The following is a 21,322-nucleotide window of genomic DNA, read 5'->3' on the forward strand; positions in this document are numbered from 1 at the left end:
TTTTTAAAAAGTTATAACGCATACTGCCATATATGAGAATTCCAAACCATTTTCTATGTTTTTAATTAATTCGCCCAATTTATATGTGCTTATTTTTTCATCAGGATATGATAAATTTTCGCAAATTGTAATTCTTACATCTTTTAAATGGTAATCAACGTTTTTAAGATTAAAGCTAACATTATTTTTGTTTAACATGTATTCAACATCTTTTTTTATGTCACTCGGTAAAAATATTACACTGTGATTATTTATTACCATATTATATAGCAATTCTTGATTATATTCTTTACCGTGAAGTGTTAGTATGGCATAATCGTCCCAAGATATTTTTAACCTTGCACAAGCTACCTGTATTGAAGAAATACCGGATATAACTGATATATCCTTTTTATCCACGCCTAAATTTAGCATAGTTTTTAATAAACCGCTAAAACATGGGTCGCCAGTAGATAAAATACCGATATCTTTATTTTTAAATTTATCATCAAAAGCTATTTCTTTTAAAGTTTCTTTAAGATTTTTGGATAAATAAATTATTTCTTTAGATTCTAAATCGTTTGAATTAATGGAATCAATTGATTTAATTGACTCTATACTTCTTTTGCTACCTACTAGAATATCTAGTTTATCAATTGTATTTAGTGCTTTTAGGGTTATCAAATCGCTACTTCCTGCGCCTATTCCTATAATATAAATCATATTTTCATCCAACGGCATAATCTTTTTCAATTTTTTAATTAATTTTTAATTAATTTTTAAATATTACTTAATTATGTAGTATAATCTATGATATAATCTATGATGTATTCTGTAGTATAATTTGTAGTATTTATAGTATATTTCTAGTATAGTTTATTCTATTTTTTTATCTTTTTATAACTTTAGATTTTATATTCAAATTTAATGATAGATCCTTGATAAACTCATCGATTATATGGTTTATATAATTTTACAAACATATTATTATACACACTATAAATTATGAAATAATTATGAAATACCTAAATTCATATGAATTATAAGTCATACGATAAATACGATATAAAGCACGAGGTGTCAGGGTATGATACACCGAGAATCTCAAAATTCAGACTCTAATAATAGAGCACTAAGTGAAAAGGGATATTTTATTACCGTATACAACAGCTTAACAAATACTATGGAAAAATTTATTCCATTAGACAAAAAAGCCATAAAGATGTATATTTGCGGACCTACGGTTTATGATTCGTCGCATTTGGGTCATGGTCGTACGTACGTATCTTTTGACGTAATAAAACGATATTTGGAACATAAGGGTTATAACGTTTATTTAGTCATTAATTTTACTGATATCGACGATAAGATAATAAATAAGGCTAAAAATCTTAAAATGGATTGTAAAAATATTTCTGAAGAAAATATAGACTCATTTTTGATAGACATGCTTTCCTTAGGTGTAGAACCTGCAAATGTGTATCCTAAGGTTACACAATCAATCTCTGAAATAATAGATTTTATAGGTGTATTAATGAAAAAAGAGTACGCTTATAAAACAACAGATGGAATTTATTTCAACGTTAGGAAATTTAGGGAGTATGGTAGGCTTAGCAATGTAAATATAGATAAATTAAAATCTAAGACTAAGGCCAAGACTAAAGAAGATGTAGATAGTGAAAGTGAAAATAAAAATAAAAATAAAATTGGTAAGTCAACAACCGAAAAATTAAATGTAGAAGATTTTGCACTTTGGAAGTTTAACGAGCCAATTTTTGAAGGGGATATTTGTGTAGAACCTGCATGGGATAGCCCTTGGGGTAAAGGACGCCCTGGTTGGCACATTGAATGCTCGGTAATGAGTGCAAAGTATTTCGGAGAATGTTTCGATATACACGGAGGCGGAAAAGATTTAGCATTCCCACACCACGAAAATGAAATAGCTCAAAGCGATAGTTATTTTGAAGCACCTTGCGTCAAATATTGGATGCACACGGGTTTTGTTAGGGTAAATGGGGAAAAAATGAGCAAAAGCCTTGGAAATTTTGTAACCATTAAAGATATGTTGCAAAAATATAATAAAGACACCTTAAGATTGTTCTTTATCCAAAGACATTATCGCTCGCCTCTTGATTATTCAGACGAGTCCTTGACGCATGTACAAAATACATTAGATAAATTTGAGAATGCAATTAAAAAATTAATCTATTATTCAAAAGATTCTGAAGTTAAAAATAAGTTATCAATAACTGATGTAGAATTTATGAATGTACTATACACCTGCAGAAACAAATTTTATGATGCTATGGACGATGATTTTAACACCGTTGAAGCTATTAAAGTTCTTTACACACTGGTAACCGCTACAAATAAATATATGGCGGAATTGGAAAATTTAAAAAATCCTAATGCAAATACATCCATTATAATCCAAGCTTTAGAATTTTATAGGGATGTAGGGGAAATATTTGGCATATTTGGAGATTTAAAGATTGATTGTTATTTAAATTGCTTAAAAAGATATGGTTACGAAGAAGAAGTAAGAGAAAGTAGTGCCTGTATTGATAAAATAGCAAAAGCGGAGTTTAGCTTTGCTAGTGCGGGAAAAGTAGACGGCTTAATGAAATTAGTAATTGAGTTACGGGAAGATTTACGCGCCAATAAAAATTATGAAATGGCGGATAAAATAAGAGATAAATTAGAAGAATTAGATATTATCTTGGAGGATAACCCGAAAGGTACTCGATGGAGCATTAAATAATAAACTAATAAAAATAGAAAAGTTATCCAATTTATCCAATTAAATAAATTAAATAAAATAAATAATACTTAATAAATAAAATTAAAAATAAGGAAAAGGAATTTTATTTATTCTTGTATTTCTTTTTGTATTTGTATTTATATTTTAATTTTGTATTTTATTTTTTAGTATTTTTACAATTTAGTCTCATTTAGTCTTTTTTCAACTAATTCTTTACCGATTTGAGCTAATTTATATTTTTGAATTTTACCACTTGCTGTAAGTGGATATTCTTCAACCATAAAGACGTATTTAGGCACCTTGTACCTTGCAATTTTGGTTATTGCGTAGTCCCTTATATCTTCCTCGGTTAAATCTGCACCTTCTTCAAGAATTACGAATGCTCCAACGATTTCACCGTATTTTTTATCAGGGATACCTGCAACTTGAACATCTTTTACGCCGTCCATTGTATGAATAAATTCTTCGATTTCCCTAGGGTAGATATTCTCTCCGCCCCTGATAATCATGTCTTTTATTCTTCCAACGATTTTATAGTACCCTTCATCGTCTTGTGTTGCTAAATCTCCACTGTGAAGCCATCCGTCTTCGTCGATTGCTTCAGCGGTTTTTTCCGGCATGTTATAGTATCCTTTCATTACATTGTAACCTTTACAGCAGATTTCACCGACTTGGTTCCTACCGAGTGTTTCGCCTGTTTCAGGGTCTACAATTTTTACTTGACTGTGTGGTAGAGCCACACCTACGGTGTTAACTCTTTTATCAAGGCTATCCGTAGCCTTAGTTTGCGTAAACACAGGTGAAGCTTCCGTAAGTCCATAAGCAATTGTAACTTCGGACATATTCATCTCTTCGATTACTTTTTTCATTGCTTCTGTAGGGCATGTTGAGCCTGCCATAATACCGGTTCTTAATGAACTGAGATCGAACATCTTAAACATAGGGTGGCTAAACTCTGCAATAAACATTGTAGGAACCCCGTAGAGTGATGTACATTTTTCTTTTTGGACTGCTGCAAGTGCAAGTAATGGGTCGAATAATTCAAGCATTACGAGGGTGCTACCGTGTGTTAAAACTGCCATAACCCCCAGAACTATACCAAAGCAGTGGAATAAAGGAACTGGTAAGCATAGCCTATCTTTTTCGCTATAGTGCATACTTTCTCCGATATAGAATCCATTATTAAGGATATTTCTATGCGTAAGCATCACACCTTTTGGAAAACCTGTTGTTCCTGAAGTATATTGGATATTTACCACATCGGTATTTTTAACTTGCTTTTTAGCTTCTTCAAGCTTATCATTTGGCAAGTGTTTACCTAATAACATGATTTCATGAGTATTATACATACCCCTATGCTTTTCAGGTCCTATATACATAATGGTTTTTAAATGAGGGTAATTTTCGCTGTTTAACTCCCCTCGCTTCTGTGTTTTCAATTCAGGTATTAAATCGTAAACCGTTTCAATGTAGTTCACATCCCTAAATTGATCTACGATTGCTAAAGCTTTCATATCGGATTGCTTAAGTACGTAGTCAAGTTCGTGACTTTTGTAGGCAGTGTTAACGGTTACAGCTACAGCCCCGATTTTTGCGGTTGCAAATACGAAAGTTAACCAGTCTGGTACGTTTCTTGCCCAAAGGCCAACGTTATCGCCTTTAGATATACCAATCTCTAAAAGACCTTTCGCCATCATATTAACACGTTCGTTAAATTCTCCGTAGGTAAATCTTAAATCTCTGTCTGGATAAACCATAAACTCTTGGTCAGGGTTTTTTGATACCATTTTTTCAAAGAATTCACCGATTGTTTCTTCTGTAAATAGATTTCCATAATCTAGTGGTGCTTCCATGTTTTCATAATAAACATTTCCTGTTTTTTCGACCATAACATCACATTTTAGTTGGTTAATTGATTAATTGTCTAGTTTTTATTATTATTTCTTATTAATTTATATTAATTTATATTAATTCGTATTAATTCGTATTAGTTCTTATTTTAATTTACATTATAATTAGCTTAATTAATTTGGATTGAAATTGTAAAATTAAGATTGTATAATTGATAATGTAAAAATGTAAGATGTAAAAAAGCAGAATTTAGTTGTTATTTAGTTGTTATTTTATTATTCATAAAATATTAATATAATATTTAATTTTTATCGAGTTCTATGTAATGTTCCATCAATTGATTCCTTATGTCTTCTGGTATAGGAACTGATTTTTGTTCGATAAAATCAAAATGAACAACTACTGCTTTACCTTTTACACACAATACACCGTCTTGCCAAGCTTCGTGATATAAAGTGAATGACTTATTTCCTATTCTGCTAACGTAACTTCTTATTTGAACGTTTTTACCCAATTCCATTTGGCTAACAAAGTCAAAGTCTGTGTGAGCCATTATAAGTTTCCAATCTTCGTGTTTTGTTGATAAATTTGGGGTGAACATCTTGAAAAATGGATTTCTTGCTTGTTCAAACCATATTGCTACAACGGTATTGTTTATGTGGCGCAACCCATCGATATCGCCAAATCTTGGTTCTACGGTTATTTCATACATAATATACACCAATTTAAGAATTTTACTAAGTTTAATAATTTTTTAATTTTTAATTTTTAATTTTTGGCTTTAATTTTAATTTCTTTAGCATTTTATATTATTAATTTTCCTTATACTAAATTCCCATAGTATTTACAATGGTGTATATACAACCGCTAAAATCTTTGAATTTTGGTCTTTAGCGTGTAAGTTGTGAGGTACGATTGAATCATAGTATATGCTATCTCCTTTTGCTAAAACATATACATCTTGTCCGTAGTTGATTTCAATCTCTCCGCTCATAACATATATAAATTCTTCACCTTCGTGGGAAGATAATTCAATTTCCTCATCTGCTTGTGGATACACATCAATAATAAATGGTTCCATGTGCCTATCTATTTTACCCGCAGCTAATGAATAAAAGTTTAATTTACTTTCTTCTTCGTTGGAGTACGTTTTTGTTCCTGAAAACCTAACAACATTTTCTGATGCACCAAATCTTGATACAACTGGTCCGATTTCAGGCAAGTCGTCCAAAAAAGTACCCAACCTAACGCCTAAAGCTCTTGCAATTGCGATTAAAGGTTTTAATGAAGGTATCAAATCGCCGTTTTCAATTTTCTTGAGCAATTCAACATCGTTACCGCTAATTTTTGCAAGTTCTTCAATAGACATGTTATTTAATTCTCTAACTTTTTTGATTTTAATTCCTACTTGGTTGTTCTTTTCTGACATACTTACCCTCTTTTTACTTGGAGTACAACTTAAATTTTTTGTTTTGTTTTTATATTTGTATATTTTACGCTATTTTTAATTTATCCATATTTGCATTTATTTATTTATTTATTTATTGTTTTAATTTAGTTGTACTCTTCTTTTAGTCGGATATCTCCGATTTTTTACAATTTTGCCTCGCGTGAGGTTTTGTACAATTTGTACAATTTGTTTGTTTTTTCATTTTGGACCTTTTCCTTATTTTTTATTTCATTTAATTTAGTTACTTAAGTTATTTATTTAAACTATTTATTTAAACTATTTATTCTTTACTTAAGTTTACTAAAATTTTTTAGATATTTATTTTATTGTTAGATTTAATGATTGGTTTATTTGCATTAATTAATTGATACATATACATAAACCAAAACATTAAATTTAAAATATATCTTATTATTTAAAAAGTTAACGGTCAAAGGTAGTTTTGATACGATAAAAAAGTAAAAAGAGTACTAAAAAAGAAAGGTTTCTACGTATAAATTAAAATTAAATAAAAATACATAAAAAAAGAATGGTATTAAAGTAGTACGGCAATTCCAACTGCGAAAATACCCAATAATATGTAATAAAATCCTTTTATATTTGCATGTTTTGGGTTAATCAGTAAAAGCATAGATGTAGCTATAAATACACCTGCTGAAAAAGATATCAAAGGCTTAACGGGTAATTCCGGTAATATCCAAAGCCCTGCAAAAGTTCCCAGTACGGTTGAAAGAGAAACGATACTTCCAATCAATAAAGAGTACGGTCCATAGTACTTTTTTAAAGGTGAGAATAATGCAAAACCTGCAGGTAACTTGTGCAATAGTATTGCAAGGTACAAAGACATTCCCAAACTACCAATAAAGGTTAAAGCAATTACCAAACCGTCAATAAACGCGTGAATAAAGAATGAAATAGGGTAAATGTATTTAATTCTAACATCTACATTTTCATATATTTTTTCAAGGCTGGAAATGTTTTTTTGAATTATTTCTTCAGGTAATTTAACGGTTGTCTTTAAAACCATATCTTCCTTATTTATTTTTGAATTTATTTCTTCGCAATCCACACAAGTATTTGAATTAATATTATCGATTGTACAGTTTTTACTATTTTTTAATTCCTTTTCATCGTATGACTTATTTAAATTGTCATTGTAATTTTTATTACCTTTACGGCCTATACTTTCACTATGATTTATATCATAGTCTATTATTTCAATAATTTTGTTTGAAACCTTATTTTTAAATTTGCCCAATGAATTATCATTTTTAATATTTTTAATATTTTTAATATTTTTTGCATTGTTTTCGGCATTTTTTTCATTATTTAATCGATTAATGACGTGTAATTGATGATGTACACCCAATTTTCTAAAATACTTTTCAAATAATATTACAAGTGTTATACCCAGTAACACATACAATGTAGAATATTTAAAGTACCCCTCAGGTATCATAATAAATATGCTCGCCCCTAACAAAAATCCCCCTGCAAATAGCTCATAATTTTCAGATTCCTTTAAAAAGTTGGTATAATACGCCAAAAATCCCCCAAAAATCATTATGAAAAATGCTATTATTGCAACATGTATTCCTTCATTGCTTATCAAATCTATCATTGTAAACACCCATAATATAATCTATATACTTCAAGTTTTTTAATGTTATTTAATCTTTTCTAATATGGTTATTAGATTATCTAATATCAAAGGTATAATATTATAAAATTTATAAAAAAATTATAAAAAATTATAAAAATTTATCTAATTCGAATAAATCAGGGTAAATTCATGATAAATGTTAGATGTTCTAATATTAATATTTAAGCATACTTAATATTATTAATTATACTTAAATATTTTTAATAAAAATAAAATATCGTGATTTAAACGATTAATAATAGTATAATTTATTATGTTGTCACATTACGCATTTTTGGTCATCGATACGGTTATCGTATAAAACTTACTCAAAATAATATATTTTAAAAATAAAATTAAAATCATATGTAAGAATATATAATTAGTATATTAATTAAAAATTTTAATTAATATGTATTTTTATGTATTAGTTATTTAGTATTTTATTTAGTATTTTATTTTCTTTTTTATTTTTTACAGTCTATTACAATAGAAGTTATCTATCGTATAATTATATCTATTTTAATTATATATACTTAGTCATCTTTTTTCATGTTAATAGTAATTGCATCTACAGGACATTTTCCTACGCATATTTTACAGTTGTGGCAGTCTGAAACATCAAAAGCATAGAACTTGCCGTCTTTGTCTTTTTTCCATATTCGTGGCCCTTTAGGACAAGCATAATAGCACTTTTCGCAACCAGTACACTTTTCCTTATCAACAATTATTTCTACGGACATAATTATCACATTTATATCTTTTTAGGATTTTATTTTAGTTTTATACGTATGCCCACCATAGGTATCAACCATTTTAAATCTTAATAAGATATGCCCATAATATAACTTATCATTTTATTATATATTATTTATTGCATTTTATCCATATTGGTGCATAATGTACATAATATACATAATATATTTATTCTAAAATTTATTCCATGACAATAATTTAAATAAGATAAAATTAAAAAAATAAAACTAATAAAAAATAAAACTAATAAAAAATAAAAAAAATAACAAACAAAATGTAATAAAATTGGTGCAGCTATGGAAGAATACAATTACGAATATGATTACAAAAAATATGCTAATAATAAAAACAGAAGCGGAAACAAGGACAAACACTACAAAAGATGTACAATGATATTGTACAATTCTTACGATAAATCAAAATGGCACGAAGCTCATAAAAGAGCAATAGCTAGAGCAGCGCCAATTTGCACAGCTTTTGATTGGAATTTAGCAATATATGATTTTCCAGTAGATAAAATAGAAAATTTGGAAGGTTTAGAAAGCACCAATACTGAAAAAGACGTTATAAAATTAATTGAAACTACCATAGGCGGTTCAGGTAGTTATTTAAGGAATTTGATTGATAATAATAGATTCATTGTAACAAATAAGTATCAAGCACAATTTGGTACGCCTATAGCTACAACTTCAAAGCCTGACGCTAAAAAGTTAATAACTCCAAAACAAGTGCTTCAAGAATTACAAAAAAAGCCTTGTGGTGTATTTATTGGGCTAGGAAGACACGGTTTACCTAAAGATGTGATGAAAATGGGTCATTATGAGTTAGATATCACCGAAAAAGGTTTATCACTTGAAACTTGCACTGCAATAGCTTCAATACCTTCAGTACTAGGTACTATGGCAAAATACGAATAAAATGACAAAATGACAATCTATTACATCATACCAACAATATAATAACAGTATAATAAGTTAAAAAAGAAAATAATATGTAAATTATATAAAATAAATAAAAAATTAAAAATTAAAAATTAAAAGGCGAAAAATTAAATATAACACAATAATTAGATGTAGATTAAGATTTAATTAACTAAATAATAGTTAAATAAATAATTAAATAAGAATTAACTATTATAGTTAATTATTTAACGTTAATCGAAACAATCGGCTTTACGCCTTTAACTTTTTTATCAGAGATTTTTTTGTCGATTAATGCTAAATCGTTTAATTTATCTTCTATTTCAACAGATATTTCTTTTACAAGGTCAACTGGGTCAATTGATGAATAAACGTATGGTTTTTTGCCCAAACCTTCCCTGTCCATTTTTTTCCTAAATACATGATCTTCATTAAACATCTCAAATATTGATTCCCTTACAGTTGATGGATATATGCCAGTTCCTTCCGCAATATCATCTACCGTACTTTCACCGTACATTCTTAGGTATACGTATATTTTAGCTTTGACCTCACTACCCATTAATTTGGATAAGTTTGCTATTAATTCTTTATTAACAGAACTCAAATCTTTGGTCAAATTTTCCCCTCCACTTAACGAAATAATGAATATTCATTATTCAATTGTAATAATCGCCCCTAATCGTTTAGTCACTCCATATATAAAGTTGCCGTGACTAACGATATTGTTAATTATTAAATAATCTAAATGTTTAGTCACCATAGTTGATAAATTAATGTAATTAAAGTAAATAATTAAGCAACATTATTTTAATTTCAGTAATTCAATTGACTTAGTTTAGTATGGTTTACTAATTTACTTAAATTTAAAATAATGCGTAGGCCCATTTAATCGTCTTTATTTTTCCATCTTCAAACGTAATAATCTCATTTATGTATCTTCTTTTATCCCACGATAAAAGGTTTATAGTTAATTGTTTATATAGTTATCCAATATGCCCATTATGTCACCAATTATATGGGTATATTATCCATTCTAAATTTAAAAATGGAATTAATAAGGGTATAAAATAAAAATAAGGATATGCAATAAAAAAAACTAAAAATGATAAAATAAAATGATAAAATAAGAAATAAAATAAAAAAATAATTGAATAAATAATTAAACGATTAATTTAAATTATAACCCATTTCAAAAGCTTTTAAATTTACATCTAAAAATCTTTCAGGAACGGTTTCCTTAATCGCTTTTACCCATTCCTCTTTAGCAATAGGGCTATTTTTTGCAAGTAATCCGATTAAAACAGTATTCACTGTTTTTATATTGCCAGATTCCTTTGCTAAATCAAGAGCATCAACAAATTTTGTATTTATGTTTTTTTCAGCCATTTTCTGCTTAATATCTTCAGGGTAGTCAACCGCTCCAATAATAACAGGCATTGGATTTATTTTTTGAGTATTGGATATCAATATGCCGTTTTCTTTTAAATAATCTACGTATCTAGCACCTTCGAGTAATTCGAAAGCCAAAACGATATCTGCGGAGCCTCTTTCTACCACTGGCGAATATATTTTATCGCCAAATTTAACATGCGCGACTACACTACCGCCTCTTTGTGACATTCCATGAACTTCAGATACTTTAACATCTTTTCCGATGTTTTGGGCTAACTTCCCAAGTACTTTAGAAGCTAATACGGCACCCTGACCCCCAACAGCAGCAATTAATATATTCATAATTCCACCTAAGTTTATTTTTTAAAATTTTTAAATTATGTATTACATTCACTAAATTTTTAAATTAAATTTAATCCTTTTTCTCTTTTAATTCGATTGCAGAACGTTTGCAAACATCTACGCATAAACCACAACCTACACAGAGCGATTTATTAATTTCTGCTTTTTTAGTTTCGTTATTAAATGAAATTGCAGGACAACCGATTCTTAAGCAAAGTTTACAACCATTACATTTTTCAGAATTCACTTGTAAATCTTTATATTCGAATTTAACTCCTTTTATCAATATACAAGGTCTTTTTGTAATTATAAGTGATGGCTCTTCAGCGTTTACTTCTGTTTTAATAACTTCTTCGAGTTTTTCTAAGTCGTAAGCGTCAACTTCTACAACTCTTTTAATACCGATTGCCTTACCTAATGCTACAAAATCAATTTGCGGAGCCATATCGCCTTTTAAGGTCTTACCAGTTGATGGATTTTCTTGGTGACCTGTCATAGCAGTTATTGAATTGTCTAATACTATAACGGTGCTATTTCCTTTGTTGTATACTATGTCGATTAATCCTGTAACGCCAGAGTGCCAAAATGTAGAATCTCCGATAACTGCAACGGATTTTTTCGCGAATTCTTTGCCTTTCGCCATTTCAAAGCCATGAGCCATTCCAATACTTGCACCCATACAAATTGTAGTGTCGATAGCACTTAATGGAGGTACACCGCCCAATGTATAACAGCCGATATCTCCTGAAACGTTTAATTTAAGCTTTTTCAAGATATAGAATGGTCCCCTATGGTGACAACCGGGGCATAATACTGGAGGTCTAACGGGTAAATCTTCCTGTACTTCGTAAGTAACCAAAGATTTGGATTCTAGCTCGCCAGCTTCTTTTAAACAGGTTCTTATGATTTCAGGGCTTAATTCTCCGATTGTTGGGAAAATTTCTTTTCCGATAACATATAATCCCCAAGATTTTATTTCTTTTTCGAAAATAGGTTCCAATTCTTCAATAACATATACCTTATCGCAATTATTAACGAATTCGGTTATTGCTTCTTTAGGTAATGGATATACCATTCCTAATTTAAAAAATGAAGCGTTAGGACATACTTCCTTTGCATATTGGTATGATGCGCCACTCGTTATAATACCTATAGCTTTATCATTGTATTCTACGTTTATAAGGTTATTTTCTGGATTGTTTGTGAATTCTTGAAGTTTACCAAGCCTTTCTTCGATAATAACTCTTCTTTTTCTTGCGTTTGCAGGTGCAGAGATGTATTTATCAGGATTTTTATCATAAGGTCTTGAAATTATCTCTTCGTCAGTTATCCGGTCTTCTAAGGATACAATACTTTGAGAGTGGGATATTCTTGTAGTTAATCTTAAAATCACAGGGGTATCAAATTTTTCACTTATTTCAAAAGCCATTTTCGTATAATCCTTACATTCTTGGCTGTTTGAAGGTTCTAAAACAGGGCATTTTCCTGCCATTCCGAAGTACCTTGTGTCTTGCTCATTTTGGGAGCTGTGCATACTTGGGTCGTCAGCTACAGCAATTACAAGACCACTGTTTACGCCAGTGTATGTAACAGTCATAAATGGGTCAGCAGCTACGTTTAAACCAACGTGTTTCATTGAAACTATACTTCTTGAGCCTGCTATTGATGCCCCTATAGCCACTTCTAATGCTACTTTCTCGTTTGTTGACCATTCTGAATTTATTTTATCATATTGTGCAATATATTCTGTTATTTCAGTACTTGGGGTTCCAGGATAAGCTGTTGCAACAGTTGCGCCTGCTTCGTACGCACCACGAGCTACTGCAAAGTTTCCAAGCAATAATTCTTTTTTTGACATGGTATACCTCAATTTACATTATATAGCCTATTTAGGTTATATGGATTATATAAATTATAATAAAATTTATAAGTTATAATAAAATTCGATTTAATAACTTTACTAATATAATTTACTTGTAATTTTACTTATCTTAATTGTAATAGTAATTGTAATCTTAATTGTAATTATTAATAGTGATAGTATTCGCACATAATAATAATTTCAATTCATATATAAATATTAAGTAGAAGTATTTAACAAAAACGCTGATTTAAAGTCTTCGTAAAAATTGATAAAGTTACATACTTAAATTAATATATACAAATCAATAAATAATATATTAAGGGGAAATTAAAAATATATCGTAAATAAGGATTAAAAAATACATTAAATTATAAATGGGGGAAATTTTGGCAAATTTATTAAAATTATTAACTTTACCAAAGTTATCGCGTAAGTCTAGTTCACAACGATGGATAAAAAACAGGGGAATTAAAAAATTATTTTTATTCATAGTTATTACTATGTTATTTTTAAACTCAAGTTGTGGATTAGTTGCTAAATTTATATTACCCACCATAAATACTGGAGATATCGAAAGTACGGACGAAAAAATAGTAAATACTAAAAATATAACTTCTTCAAACTATAAAATAGAATTAATTAAAGATTTAGCCCAAAAAGTACCTGTAATGGATAGGGGTACTGAATACGTAATTACTTTAATATCTGCAGTAACTTTTAGTATTTTGGCGTACGTATTTTTCGCTTACCTATCAGAAGAGCATAAAAAACAAAAAAAGCGGTTAGAGAAATCTAAAAAAAGAAAGGAACCGTCATACGTTTAGTATCTTATTAAATTATTTCTTTATTTCTTTATTTTATTATAGTAGTATTTTTTTATTTTTTTTATTTTTTTATCTTTATCTCATTGATAAATTTTTCACAATAATTACACCTTATTTTTAAATTTTCCTTATCTTCTATCTTGAATTTTCCCATAACTTTTTCCTTATTTGTTATACAATTTGGATTAGTGCAGATTAATATGCCTTCAATTTCGTCAGGAACTTTAACATTAAACTTTTTTACTACTTCACTATCTTTTATAATGTTTATGGTAGCATTTGAGGATATTAATGCAATTTTACTAACTTCAGCTTCACAAAGTTCCTTTCCTTCAATTTTTAAAATATCTTTAGCCCCATTTTTTGAATTAACGTTCATAGCTAAAGTTACAGTTGTATCTTTTGGCATATTTAATATTTGATATACGTTTAATGCCTTAGAGCTAGCTATGTGATCTATAACTGTTCCATTATCAATAGGTTTTACTTTTAACTGTTTTTTATCAATTTCTGCAACCATAAATTCACCATTATTATCTATCTTATTATTTATCTTATTATCTATCTTATTATTTATTTCGTTAGTTTTAATTTATAAGTTCATATTATATTTTACCCGTATTACTTATCTTGTATTACTTATCTCATATTATTTAACAATTTATATATAGCCATATTTATAAAATTTTATTACAGGTAATTTAGCTAATATAATACTCAAAAATAATGAGGGGGATTAAAATGGTCTTTAAAATACCTAAAATGAATAAAGAAGAATATGATACACTTGTAAATAGTAACCATGTTTCAAGAATCGCTTTTTCGGGCTTAGAATACCCATACATTGCACCATTCTTATACATCTTTGATGGTCAATATATGTATTTCCTATCAACTAAATACGGGCGAAAAATAGAGCTTTTAAAAAATAATCCTTATGTCTCTGTCGAAATTGATAAATTTTCTGAAGATATGTCTTGTTTTAAATTTATAACCCTTCAAGGAAAAATTGTTGAAGAAGAAAATGCCGAGAAAAAAGTTCAAATCAAAAAGAAATTCGCAGATATGATAATATCTAAGGGTTTGTCAAATATTGTACTTGAAGCACTCGGTCAAAATTCGGAAGAACCTGTGGAATCGATAATTACAAATGATAACACATACATTTGGAAATTAACGGATATTGAAGACATTGTAGCACTAAAAAATGAAAAATCATATTAAAATTATTATTTTTTATTTTATTAGACTATTATTTTTTTAATATAGTTTTAATATAGTTTATTTTAATTTAGTTTTAGTATGTGGTATATTTTTGCATAAACCCACATATAAATTAATAAATACTTTGTTTTAGAAATATAATTTATAATTATAACTATATGTACAATTTATAATCTAAATATGATAGTAGATAACTTAATAAAAATATGGGATTGATTAATATGGTATTATTTGAATTAGGCAGTGATAACAAAATAGCAGAGATTAAAGAAAAAGAATTTAAATTAGAAAAGGATTTGCAGGAAGTATGTGAAAAAAATTTAAAAGAATTTTTAAATTTAAAATTTGTTACAAGTGAATTTTCCGTTGAAAAATATCGCTTTGATACAGTTGCATATGATGAAGAAAACAAATCCTTCGTAATAATAGAATACAAAAGGGGACAAAATTACAGTGTTATAGACCAAGGTTATGCTTATTTAGCAACAATGCTAAATAATAAAGCCGAATTTATTTTGGAATTCAACGAAAAGTTCGAAACAAGCTTAAAAAGAAAAGATATTGATTGGTCTCAATCTAAGGTTATTTTTATTTCTCAATCGTTTAATAAATTTCAAAAAGATACAATTAATTTCAAGGATTTACCTATAGAAATATACGAAATTAAACGATTTGATAATAACATCTTATCATTTAGTGAAGTAAAAGGTAATAGAATTACAAATAGTATTTCAAATATAGCTGTGGAAAATGAAACAATTAAAAAGGTTAGCTCTGAAGTGAAAACATACACTATAGATTACCATTACAGTATGGGAAGTCCTGAAACGGTAGAGTTATACGAAAAATTTAAGGATAAAATAGAAGAAATGATTCCGGATATTCAAATAGAGCCTAAAAAATGGTACATCGCATTTAAAAAGGATAATAAAAACATTGTTGACTTTACGATACAAAAATCCCAGTTAAAAATGTGGCTAAATTTAAAAATGGGGGAACTTAACGACGTTAAATCATTATATAGAAATGTTGCAGGCATTGGTAAATTTGGAAATGGAGATTATGAATATAATTTTACAAATGACGAAGAGTTAGAATATATGTTAAGTTTAATAAAACAAGTTTATAAAATTCAAAATAAAATTAAAGATGAATAAATAACTAAATTATAAAATAAAATAGAGTGAAATAAAGTAAAAATAGGATATTAATAAAAATAATTACTCTTTAGGAATTAAATTTTCAAAAGGTCTAAAGTATCCTAAAGGTATCAATTCAAATTCCACATAACCTTCTTTTACCAATGGTAGCTTATTAATTTCTATTTCTGCTTCTTCTACGGAATTCGCTTCTAAAATCAACACCACACCTTTATTATCCGTTCTAAAATAAAATTCCCGTACAAAATCATATTTGTAGCCTTCCCAAAAATGAATAAATTCCTCATTTAAGATTTTTTGCATTTTTTCAGGATTCGTTTCAAAATCCATAGTTTTTATATCTTTTCCCACTGCCAATATTTTCATAATACCCCTCAAAAATATTGTTATTTTATCGTATTTTATCGTATTTCCATTATTTTTATTGTCATCATTCAAATTATTCTCATTAATAATTATTATTTCTTAATTGTTATAAATAGTATCATTATTTTTAATATTTCAATACTTCAATACTTCAATATTTGGCAATATATTAAAATTCATAAATATTAAATAAGGATATTTTCATAAATTATATTGGGTAAAAAATCAATATTTAAAATCAAATCTAACTATATGGGGGAGGAATTATGGTAGAAACACTAAAAGATGATACAAACTGCAAAAAAAGAGTTATTGTAGTCGTAAATAAATATTGGGAATGCGATCCAGTATGCTGGGTTCTTACAAATAGCTATCTACTAGACAAACACAATTATGGCGATAATGAAAAATATATTATTGACTTAGATGTTGAAAATTCGCTTACATTACTTACTTATCCGACTTATGGACCTGCTAAACCGTTTGAAGGTTCAGGAACTATTCCTAGAATGGTTTTTGAGACTGAAAAAAGAAATATCGAAGTATGGTGTATCTCGGACTTGCTTAGTAACAGTAAATCAGAATTACAGTCAAGTTCTGAAGAAAAAATGAGACTACTACCTCAAATTTATGAATATGAATATATGGGACAGAAATTAGACATTGAAATGGTTATTGCAGTAGGTACAGCTTCCGCAGGACCTTGTGTAACTTTTGATTCCCCATTTGGGACGGAGAACATCAATGGCGCCGTCGTAATTGGAAGTAACGTATTTATGCACGATAGTGGAAATGGGGGACAAGATCCTATAAGTAAATTTGAGTGTGACTGTTGGAGTCAAATAATGTCTTCATGCTCCAATGATTATATAAGAGAACTCGAAGAAGTTGATTTTAACAACTACAAAGGACTGATGCTTAGTCCACCAAATAATCCATCAACAGTCGAAACTCCTGTATATGTTAGTGAAAATTACGTTGCCTTAGGCTCTGTAAATGTAACGGACTATAATTTATATAGTACTAAAGATAAGGAAACAGCCAAAGACTTTTTTAGTAATTATCCAGGTAGCCATGACGGAGTTTCTATCGAAACTACGCATTGTTTGATATATTTAGCTGCAAAAGATTATTTATGTAGTAATCCGCCATTTATGTTTGTAAGTGGTATTGTAGACCGATTCGTATGCTTTCATGAGGATGTTGACCCTACGCCTTACGCCCAGAATGTTTCGGGAGCACATAACGCAGGAGTTGCTGTAGCTTACATAATATCCCAGTTAGAAAAATAATATTTAAATTAATTCTTATTAATTCTTTTTTAAATTTAGTTTTTAATTCGTATAATATTTTAAATTAAAGTTTAAAAAAGTAATAAAGTTTAAAAAAGTAAAATAGATAAATGAATAAATGAACAAATAGATAAATAAGTAGATAATTAAAATAATAAAAATTAAGAGGTTAATTATCTATTATTTTTTTATTTAAATCGTCAAGTGCTTTTAATTCACTATTTAAATTATTTTTCATAGTTTTTAATTCTCGAGTCTTTATATCGATTAATTCTTTTAATTCACACAATTCGTTTTGATTGTCGACATCTTCTGAATTCGTTGAATTCATAGTCTGAAGTTCGTGATAATCACGGATTATTTGCTCTAGTGAATTTTCACATTCAGCAATTTTTGAATTGTAATATATTACATTTTCTTTACAGTATTCTATTTCTAAAACTAATTCATTTAATAATTTCTTTTCACAAAGCAGATAACTTTTTTTATCGCTTTTGTCATTAGAGTCGTGATTATTTGTTGATTGAAGAGTAATCTCCCTCTGTTTTGAGTATTCTTTAGATTCATCTTTTGATAAAATAAAAAATAATTTACCAATACGATCTATAAAACCCTCAAAAAACATAGCGTAGATTACGATTATTCCTATTACTGCCATAATAATTATGGATAGTAGGTTAATATCTAATCCCATATTACCCCTATTCATATTCTATATATAATCTAATTTTGAATATTAAGTTCGTGGTTTAATATTTATCTTCCCATAATATAGTCAATAAGTTAATATCAACTAATATTATACCGTAGTTGGTAATAATTAAGTGAGAAATAGTACTAAATAAATAAATATTTTATTATCTAGCTAGTATTTAGTTAAAAAACTTAAAAATTTAAAAGTTTATTTAATATATTAAATTATGTAGTATTATATTTGCCCTTTGTAATACTTCATATTAATGCCGTTATGAATATATACCTTTTAATGTATATCATAACAACATTACTATATTATTTAGTTATCATATAAATACTATGTACAATTAATTCAGAACTTACTGAACAATTATGATATAATGTTCAAAAATGGATAAATAAATATATAAATAATTAGCTTCCAAAATGTTAGACTTAAAATAATGATAATAAAAAGAAAAATAAAAAAATAAAACTAAAAATAAATAATTAGGTATTATTAAACTAATTATCTTAACCTAACGGAATCTAAATTCATAGGTGATTTAGTCTCTTTTTTGAATAATTTATACGCGGTACTTGCTAAATCGATACATTTAGACGCTTCACCGTGTATGGTCAATATCCTATCTGGAATTGGTTTTAATTTCCTAAGGTATTTTATAAGCTGTTTTCTGTCACAGTGTCCGGAAAACCCTTCAAGCGTATGTACAGATAATTTAACCTTGATAGCTCTTGTTTTTCCGTTTTTACCCATTAAAGGTATTTCTTTCCAACCTTTTTGGATTTTTCTACCTAATGTACCTTCACTCTGGTAACCTACGAATACGATAGCGTTTTTCTCGTCATCTGCGAGTGTTTTAAAGTATTCGACACTCGGTCCACCTGTAAGCATACCTGATGTAGCGAGAATAATACACGGTTCATCCCTACCGATTACGTTTCTTCTATCTTTGGTATCTTTAACTTTCTTAAATACTTCTGATAAGAATGGGTTGTCGCCTTCGTGGAAAATTCTGTTTCTCATATTCTTTGATAAGTATTCTGGATAAGCAGTGTGTATTGCAGTAGCTTCCCAAATCATACCATCTAAGAATACAGGAGCATTGAATATTCCTTGGTTGTAACCTTCTTCAAGTACGAGCATTAACTCCTGAGCCCTACCAATACCGAATACTGGGAGAATTACCTTACCGCCTCTAGCGATAGTTTCAGAAATGACCCGTAATAATTCTTTTTCTGTTTCATCTCTTTCAGGTAATACATCGTCGTATCCCCCATATGTTGACTCCATAATAAGTGTTTCGAGTCTTGGGAATTGACAAACTGCAGGCTCTAATAATCTTGAAGCTTCAAACTTAATATCGCCGGTGTACGCTACGTTGTACAATCCATCACCGATGTGACAGTGTGCAATTGCAGAACCTAATATGTGACCCGCATTGTGTAAAGTAAGTTTTACAGCAGGTGCAATATCTGTTGTAACCCCATAATCTAAAGGTATTGTATGTTTAATAGCATTCTTTACATCTCTTGATGTGTATGGCACTTGTTTACCTTCTTTTTCTGCAATATCTATATAATCCTTTTGCAAAAGAGTCATTAAGTCTCTTGTAGGTTTAGTACAGTAAACAGGACCGTCATAACCATATCTGAATAAACCTGGGATAAAACCACAGTGGTCAAGGTGAGCGTGAGTAACTACAACAGCGTCAATTTCTTCAATTGAAAATTCTGGCGCATCAAAGTGAGGGAACGCTTTTTCGTCGTCCATACCTACGTTAATACCACAATCAATCATAATACGGCTTTCAGGTGTTTGGTGGTATAAACAAGTTCTACCAACTTCACGGCTACCGCCTAAAAATGATGTTCTAATCCAGCAATCGTCTCTTAATTTAACATCCCTATGTATTCTTCTTCCTATTCTTCTAAGGATATCTTTTACATCCGCTCTTTCTCTGTACATTGTTGACCTTATAGCCTTTATTGTATCAGATGGGATAGGTGGTGCTCTAACAGGTTTAGGTGCCCATTGAATTTCTTTTTTAATATCCTCTAATGTGCTACCTTCCTTACCGATTACCAAACCAGGTTTTTTTGACTCGATAATAACCTCACCGGTATTAGCGTCAAATATACAGTTTACAACCTCTGCGTCATCAGGAACGATTCTTAAAATTCTTTCCTTTGCTATGTCGGGTTCAAGTAAAACTGAAGGGTCAGGCCTTACAGCTATACGTTTTCTAAAATCTTTGGCAAGCTCCTTTATAAAATTATTTGAAAATAGTTCCGGGTTTTTCGCGTAAATTACCACTTCAGAACCTTCAAATTCCACATCCGTAATTACAGCATTTCCAGGGGCTCTTTTTACTACATTATCTTTTAATTCGTTAAGTATTTCTTCGGCTGACAAAATTGTCCCTCCTATTAATTACAAACAGGGTTTATAATTCATTAAAAGTATTGACTTATATTGATTAGTATTGTTATCACAATATTGTCTTAAAAATAACTGACTTAAATTGATTTAAAATAATGATTAAATAACTAATATTGCGTCATATTAATTTAATCGTTTAATTGTGTTTAAATTTAAATAAAACTAAATTTTACTTTATACTTTAATTTTTAATTATTTTATAAGCGATATACACAATTCTAAAAAATACTAATTTTAAAACTAAACTTAAAATTAACTTCAATATCTACATTATAGAACTATATATTGCTAAAAAAGAATCTCTTATTTTTTTAGTTACCTACTGACTTTAAGGTCGTTATTTTTACTATTTGTATC

19 protein-coding genes are annotated in these 21,322 nt (G+C 28.8%); 6 read left to right on the forward strand and 13 right to left on the reverse strand.

Annotated elements, in window-relative coordinates; translation table 11 throughout:
- Window positions 1–3: 3 nt before the first annotated feature.
- On the reverse strand, window positions 4–702 hold the full coding sequence (locus tag J2127_RS07810; RefSeq protein WP_209733003.1) for a cobalt-precorrin-7 (C(5))-methyltransferase: 699 nt from the start codon (window positions 700–702) through the stop codon (window positions 4–6).
- Window positions 703–1,066: 364 nt separating this feature from the next.
- Between J2127_RS07810 and cysS the strand changes: the two genes are divergently transcribed.
- The gene (gene cysS / locus J2127_RS07815) at window positions 1,067–2,740 is read left to right on the forward strand and encodes a cysteine--tRNA ligase (protein WP_209733004.1); all 1,674 of its coding nucleotides are present in this window, start codon (window positions 1,067–1,069) and stop codon (window positions 2,738–2,740) included.
- Window positions 2,741–2,913: 173 nt separating this feature from the next.
- On the opposite strand, the gene J2127_RS07820 is transcribed toward cysS, so the two are convergent.
- The 5 genes from J2127_RS07820 to J2127_RS07840 form a co-directional block, all read right to left on the reverse strand.
- Window positions 2,914–4,593, reverse strand: a complete 1,680-nt coding sequence (locus tag J2127_RS07820) for an AMP-binding protein (RefSeq protein ID WP_209733048.1) — start codon at window positions 4,591–4,593, stop codon at window positions 2,914–2,916.
- Between the two features lie 299 nt (window positions 4,594–4,892).
- A complete protein-coding gene (locus J2127_RS07825) occupies window positions 4,893–5,303 on the reverse strand; it encodes an acyl-CoA thioesterase (protein WP_209733005.1) in 411 nt (136 codons plus the stop codon).
- 132 nt (window positions 5,304–5,435) lie between these two features.
- Complete coding sequence (locus J2127_RS07830) at window positions 5,436–6,020, reverse strand: helix-turn-helix domain-containing protein (protein WP_209733006.1); 585 nt, start codon at window positions 6,018–6,020, stop codon at window positions 5,436–5,438.
- A gap of 556 nt (window positions 6,021–6,576) precedes the next feature.
- Entirely contained in the window at window positions 6,577–7,662 is a 1,086-nt protein-coding gene (locus J2127_RS07835) for a ZIP family metal transporter (protein WP_209733007.1), read from the reverse strand.
- A gap of 557 nt (window positions 7,663–8,219) precedes the next feature.
- A complete protein-coding gene (locus J2127_RS07840) occupies window positions 8,220–8,426 on the reverse strand; it encodes a 4Fe-4S dicluster domain-containing protein (protein ID WP_209733008.1) in 207 nt (68 codons plus the stop codon).
- Between the two features lie 309 nt (window positions 8,427–8,735).
- On the opposite strand from J2127_RS07840, the gene J2127_RS07845 reads away from it, so the two are divergent.
- The gene (locus tag J2127_RS07845; protein ID WP_209733009.1) at window positions 8,736–9,356 is read left to right on the forward strand and encodes a DUF531 domain-containing protein; all 621 of its coding nucleotides are present in this window, start codon (window positions 8,736–8,738) and stop codon (window positions 9,354–9,356) included.
- 226 nt (window positions 9,357–9,582) lie between these two features.
- Here J2127_RS07845 and J2127_RS07850 read toward each other — a convergent pair whose 3' ends face one another.
- From J2127_RS07850 to iorA, 3 genes are all read right to left on the reverse strand, one after another.
- Window positions 9,583–9,921 (reverse strand): helix-turn-helix domain-containing protein, encoded by a 339-nt coding sequence (locus J2127_RS07850; protein ID WP_432442933.1) that lies wholly within the window; start codon window positions 9,919–9,921, stop codon window positions 9,583–9,585.
- Between the two features lie 608 nt (window positions 9,922–10,529).
- Complete coding sequence (locus J2127_RS07855; RefSeq protein WP_209733011.1) at window positions 10,530–11,096, reverse strand: indolepyruvate oxidoreductase subunit beta; 567 nt, start codon at window positions 11,094–11,096, stop codon at window positions 10,530–10,532.
- Between the two features lie 70 nt (window positions 11,097–11,166).
- Entirely contained in the window at window positions 11,167–12,954 is a 1,788-nt protein-coding gene (gene iorA / locus J2127_RS07860; RefSeq protein ID WP_209733012.1) for an indolepyruvate ferredoxin oxidoreductase subunit alpha, read from the reverse strand.
- Between the two features lie 392 nt (window positions 12,955–13,346).
- Between iorA and J2127_RS07865 the strand changes: the two genes are divergently transcribed.
- Window positions 13,347–13,784, forward strand: coding sequence for a hypothetical protein (locus J2127_RS07865; protein ID WP_209733013.1), 438 nt, complete (start codon window positions 13,347–13,349; stop codon window positions 13,782–13,784).
- A 61-nt stretch (window positions 13,785–13,845) separates the two neighbouring features.
- Here J2127_RS07865 and pyrI read toward each other — a convergent pair whose 3' ends face one another.
- On the reverse strand, window positions 13,846–14,304 hold the full coding sequence (gene pyrI, locus J2127_RS07870; protein WP_209733014.1) for an aspartate carbamoyltransferase regulatory subunit: 459 nt from the start codon (window positions 14,302–14,304) through the stop codon (window positions 13,846–13,848).
- 221 nt (window positions 14,305–14,525) lie between these two features.
- On the opposite strand from pyrI, the gene J2127_RS07875 reads away from it, so the two are divergent.
- Together J2127_RS07875 and J2127_RS07880 are read left to right on the forward strand one after the other, a co-directional pair.
- Window positions 14,526–15,008 (forward strand): pyridoxamine 5'-phosphate oxidase family protein, encoded by a 483-nt coding sequence (locus J2127_RS07875; protein ID WP_209733015.1) that lies wholly within the window; start codon window positions 14,526–14,528, stop codon window positions 15,006–15,008.
- A 221-nt stretch (window positions 15,009–15,229) separates the two neighbouring features.
- A complete protein-coding gene (locus J2127_RS07880) occupies window positions 15,230–16,165 on the forward strand; it encodes a DUF5655 domain-containing protein (protein ID WP_209733016.1) in 936 nt (311 codons plus the stop codon).
- A gap of 63 nt (window positions 16,166–16,228) precedes the next feature.
- On the opposite strand, the gene J2127_RS07885 is transcribed toward J2127_RS07880, so the two are convergent.
- Entirely contained in the window at window positions 16,229–16,534 is a 306-nt protein-coding gene (locus tag J2127_RS07885) for a hypothetical protein (protein ID WP_209733017.1), read from the reverse strand.
- A 266-nt stretch (window positions 16,535–16,800) separates the two neighbouring features.
- Here J2127_RS07885 and J2127_RS07890 point away from each other — a divergent pair, with 266 nt between their 5' ends.
- Window positions 16,801–17,826 (forward strand): hypothetical protein, encoded by a 1,026-nt coding sequence (locus J2127_RS07890; RefSeq protein WP_209733018.1) that lies wholly within the window; start codon window positions 16,801–16,803, stop codon window positions 17,824–17,826.
- A 169-nt stretch (window positions 17,827–17,995) separates the two neighbouring features.
- Here the strand turns inward: J2127_RS07890 and J2127_RS07895 are convergent, their stop codons facing one another.
- Both J2127_RS07895 and J2127_RS07900 read right to left on the reverse strand, forming a co-directional pair.
- A complete protein-coding gene (locus tag J2127_RS07895; RefSeq protein ID WP_209733019.1) occupies window positions 17,996–18,520 on the reverse strand; it encodes a hypothetical protein in 525 nt (174 codons plus the stop codon).
- A 510-nt stretch (window positions 18,521–19,030) separates the two neighbouring features.
- Complete coding sequence (locus J2127_RS07900; protein WP_209733020.1) at window positions 19,031–20,938, reverse strand: beta-CASP ribonuclease aCPSF1; 1,908 nt, start codon at window positions 20,936–20,938, stop codon at window positions 19,031–19,033.
- Between the last annotated feature and the right edge of the window lie 384 nt (window positions 20,939–21,322).

Origin of the sequence: Methanococcus voltae (assembly GCF_017875395.1) — an archaeon.
Classification (GTDB): Archaea; AGJL01; Methanococci; order Methanococcales; family Methanococcaceae; genus Methanococcus; species Methanococcus voltae_C.

Bases quoted from the DNA above. Each gene is read 5' to 3' on its own strand.
- J2127_RS07810 (WP_209733003.1), bottom strand. From the start codon at position 702: ATGATTTATATTATAGGAATAGGCGCAGGAAGTAGCGATTTGATAACC.
- cysS (WP_209733004.1), top strand. From the start codon at position 1,067: ATGATACACCGAGAATCTCAAAATTCAGACTCTAATAATAGAGCACTA.
- J2127_RS07820 (WP_209733048.1), bottom strand. From the start codon at position 4,593: ATGGAAGCACCACTAGATTATGGAAATCTATTTACAGAAGAAACAATC.
- J2127_RS07825 (WP_209733005.1), bottom strand. From the start codon at position 5,303: ATGTATGAAATAACCGTAGAACCAAGATTTGGCGATATCGATGGGTTG.
- J2127_RS07830 (WP_209733006.1), bottom strand. From the start codon at position 6,020: ATGTCAGAAAAGAACAACCAAGTAGGAATTAAAATCAAAAAAGTTAGA.
- J2127_RS07835 (WP_209733007.1), bottom strand. From the start codon at position 7,662: ATGATAGATTTGATAAGCAATGAAGGAATACATGTTGCAATAATAGCA.
- J2127_RS07840 (WP_209733008.1), bottom strand. From the start codon at position 8,426: ATGTCCGTAGAAATAATTGTTGATAAGGAAAAGTGTACTGGTTGCGAA.
- J2127_RS07845 (WP_209733009.1), top strand. From the start codon at position 8,736: ATGGAAGAATACAATTACGAATATGATTACAAAAAATATGCTAATAAT.
- J2127_RS07850 (WP_432442933.1), bottom strand. From the start codon at position 9,921: ATGGGTAGTGAGGTCAAAGCTAAAATATACGTATACCTAAGAATGTAC.
- J2127_RS07855 (WP_209733011.1), bottom strand. From the start codon at position 11,096: ATGAATATATTAATTGCTGCTGTTGGGGGTCAGGGTGCCGTATTAGCT.
- iorA (WP_209733012.1), bottom strand. From the start codon at position 12,954: ATGTCAAAAAAAGAATTATTGCTTGGAAACTTTGCAGTAGCTCGTGGT.
- pyrI (WP_209733014.1), bottom strand. From the start codon at position 14,304: ATGGTTGCAGAAATTGATAAAAAACAGTTAAAAGTAAAACCTATTGAT.
- J2127_RS07875 (WP_209733015.1), top strand. From the start codon at position 14,526: ATGGTCTTTAAAATACCTAAAATGAATAAAGAAGAATATGATACACTT.
- J2127_RS07880 (WP_209733016.1), top strand. From the start codon at position 15,230: ATGGTATTATTTGAATTAGGCAGTGATAACAAAATAGCAGAGATTAAA.
- J2127_RS07885 (WP_209733017.1), bottom strand. From the start codon at position 16,534: ATGAAAATATTGGCAGTGGGAAAAGATATAAAAACTATGGATTTTGAA.
- J2127_RS07890 (WP_209733018.1), top strand. From the start codon at position 16,801: ATGGTAGAAACACTAAAAGATGATACAAACTGCAAAAAAAGAGTTATT.
- J2127_RS07895 (WP_209733019.1), bottom strand. From the start codon at position 18,520: ATGGGATTAGATATTAACCTACTATCCATAATTATTATGGCAGTAATA.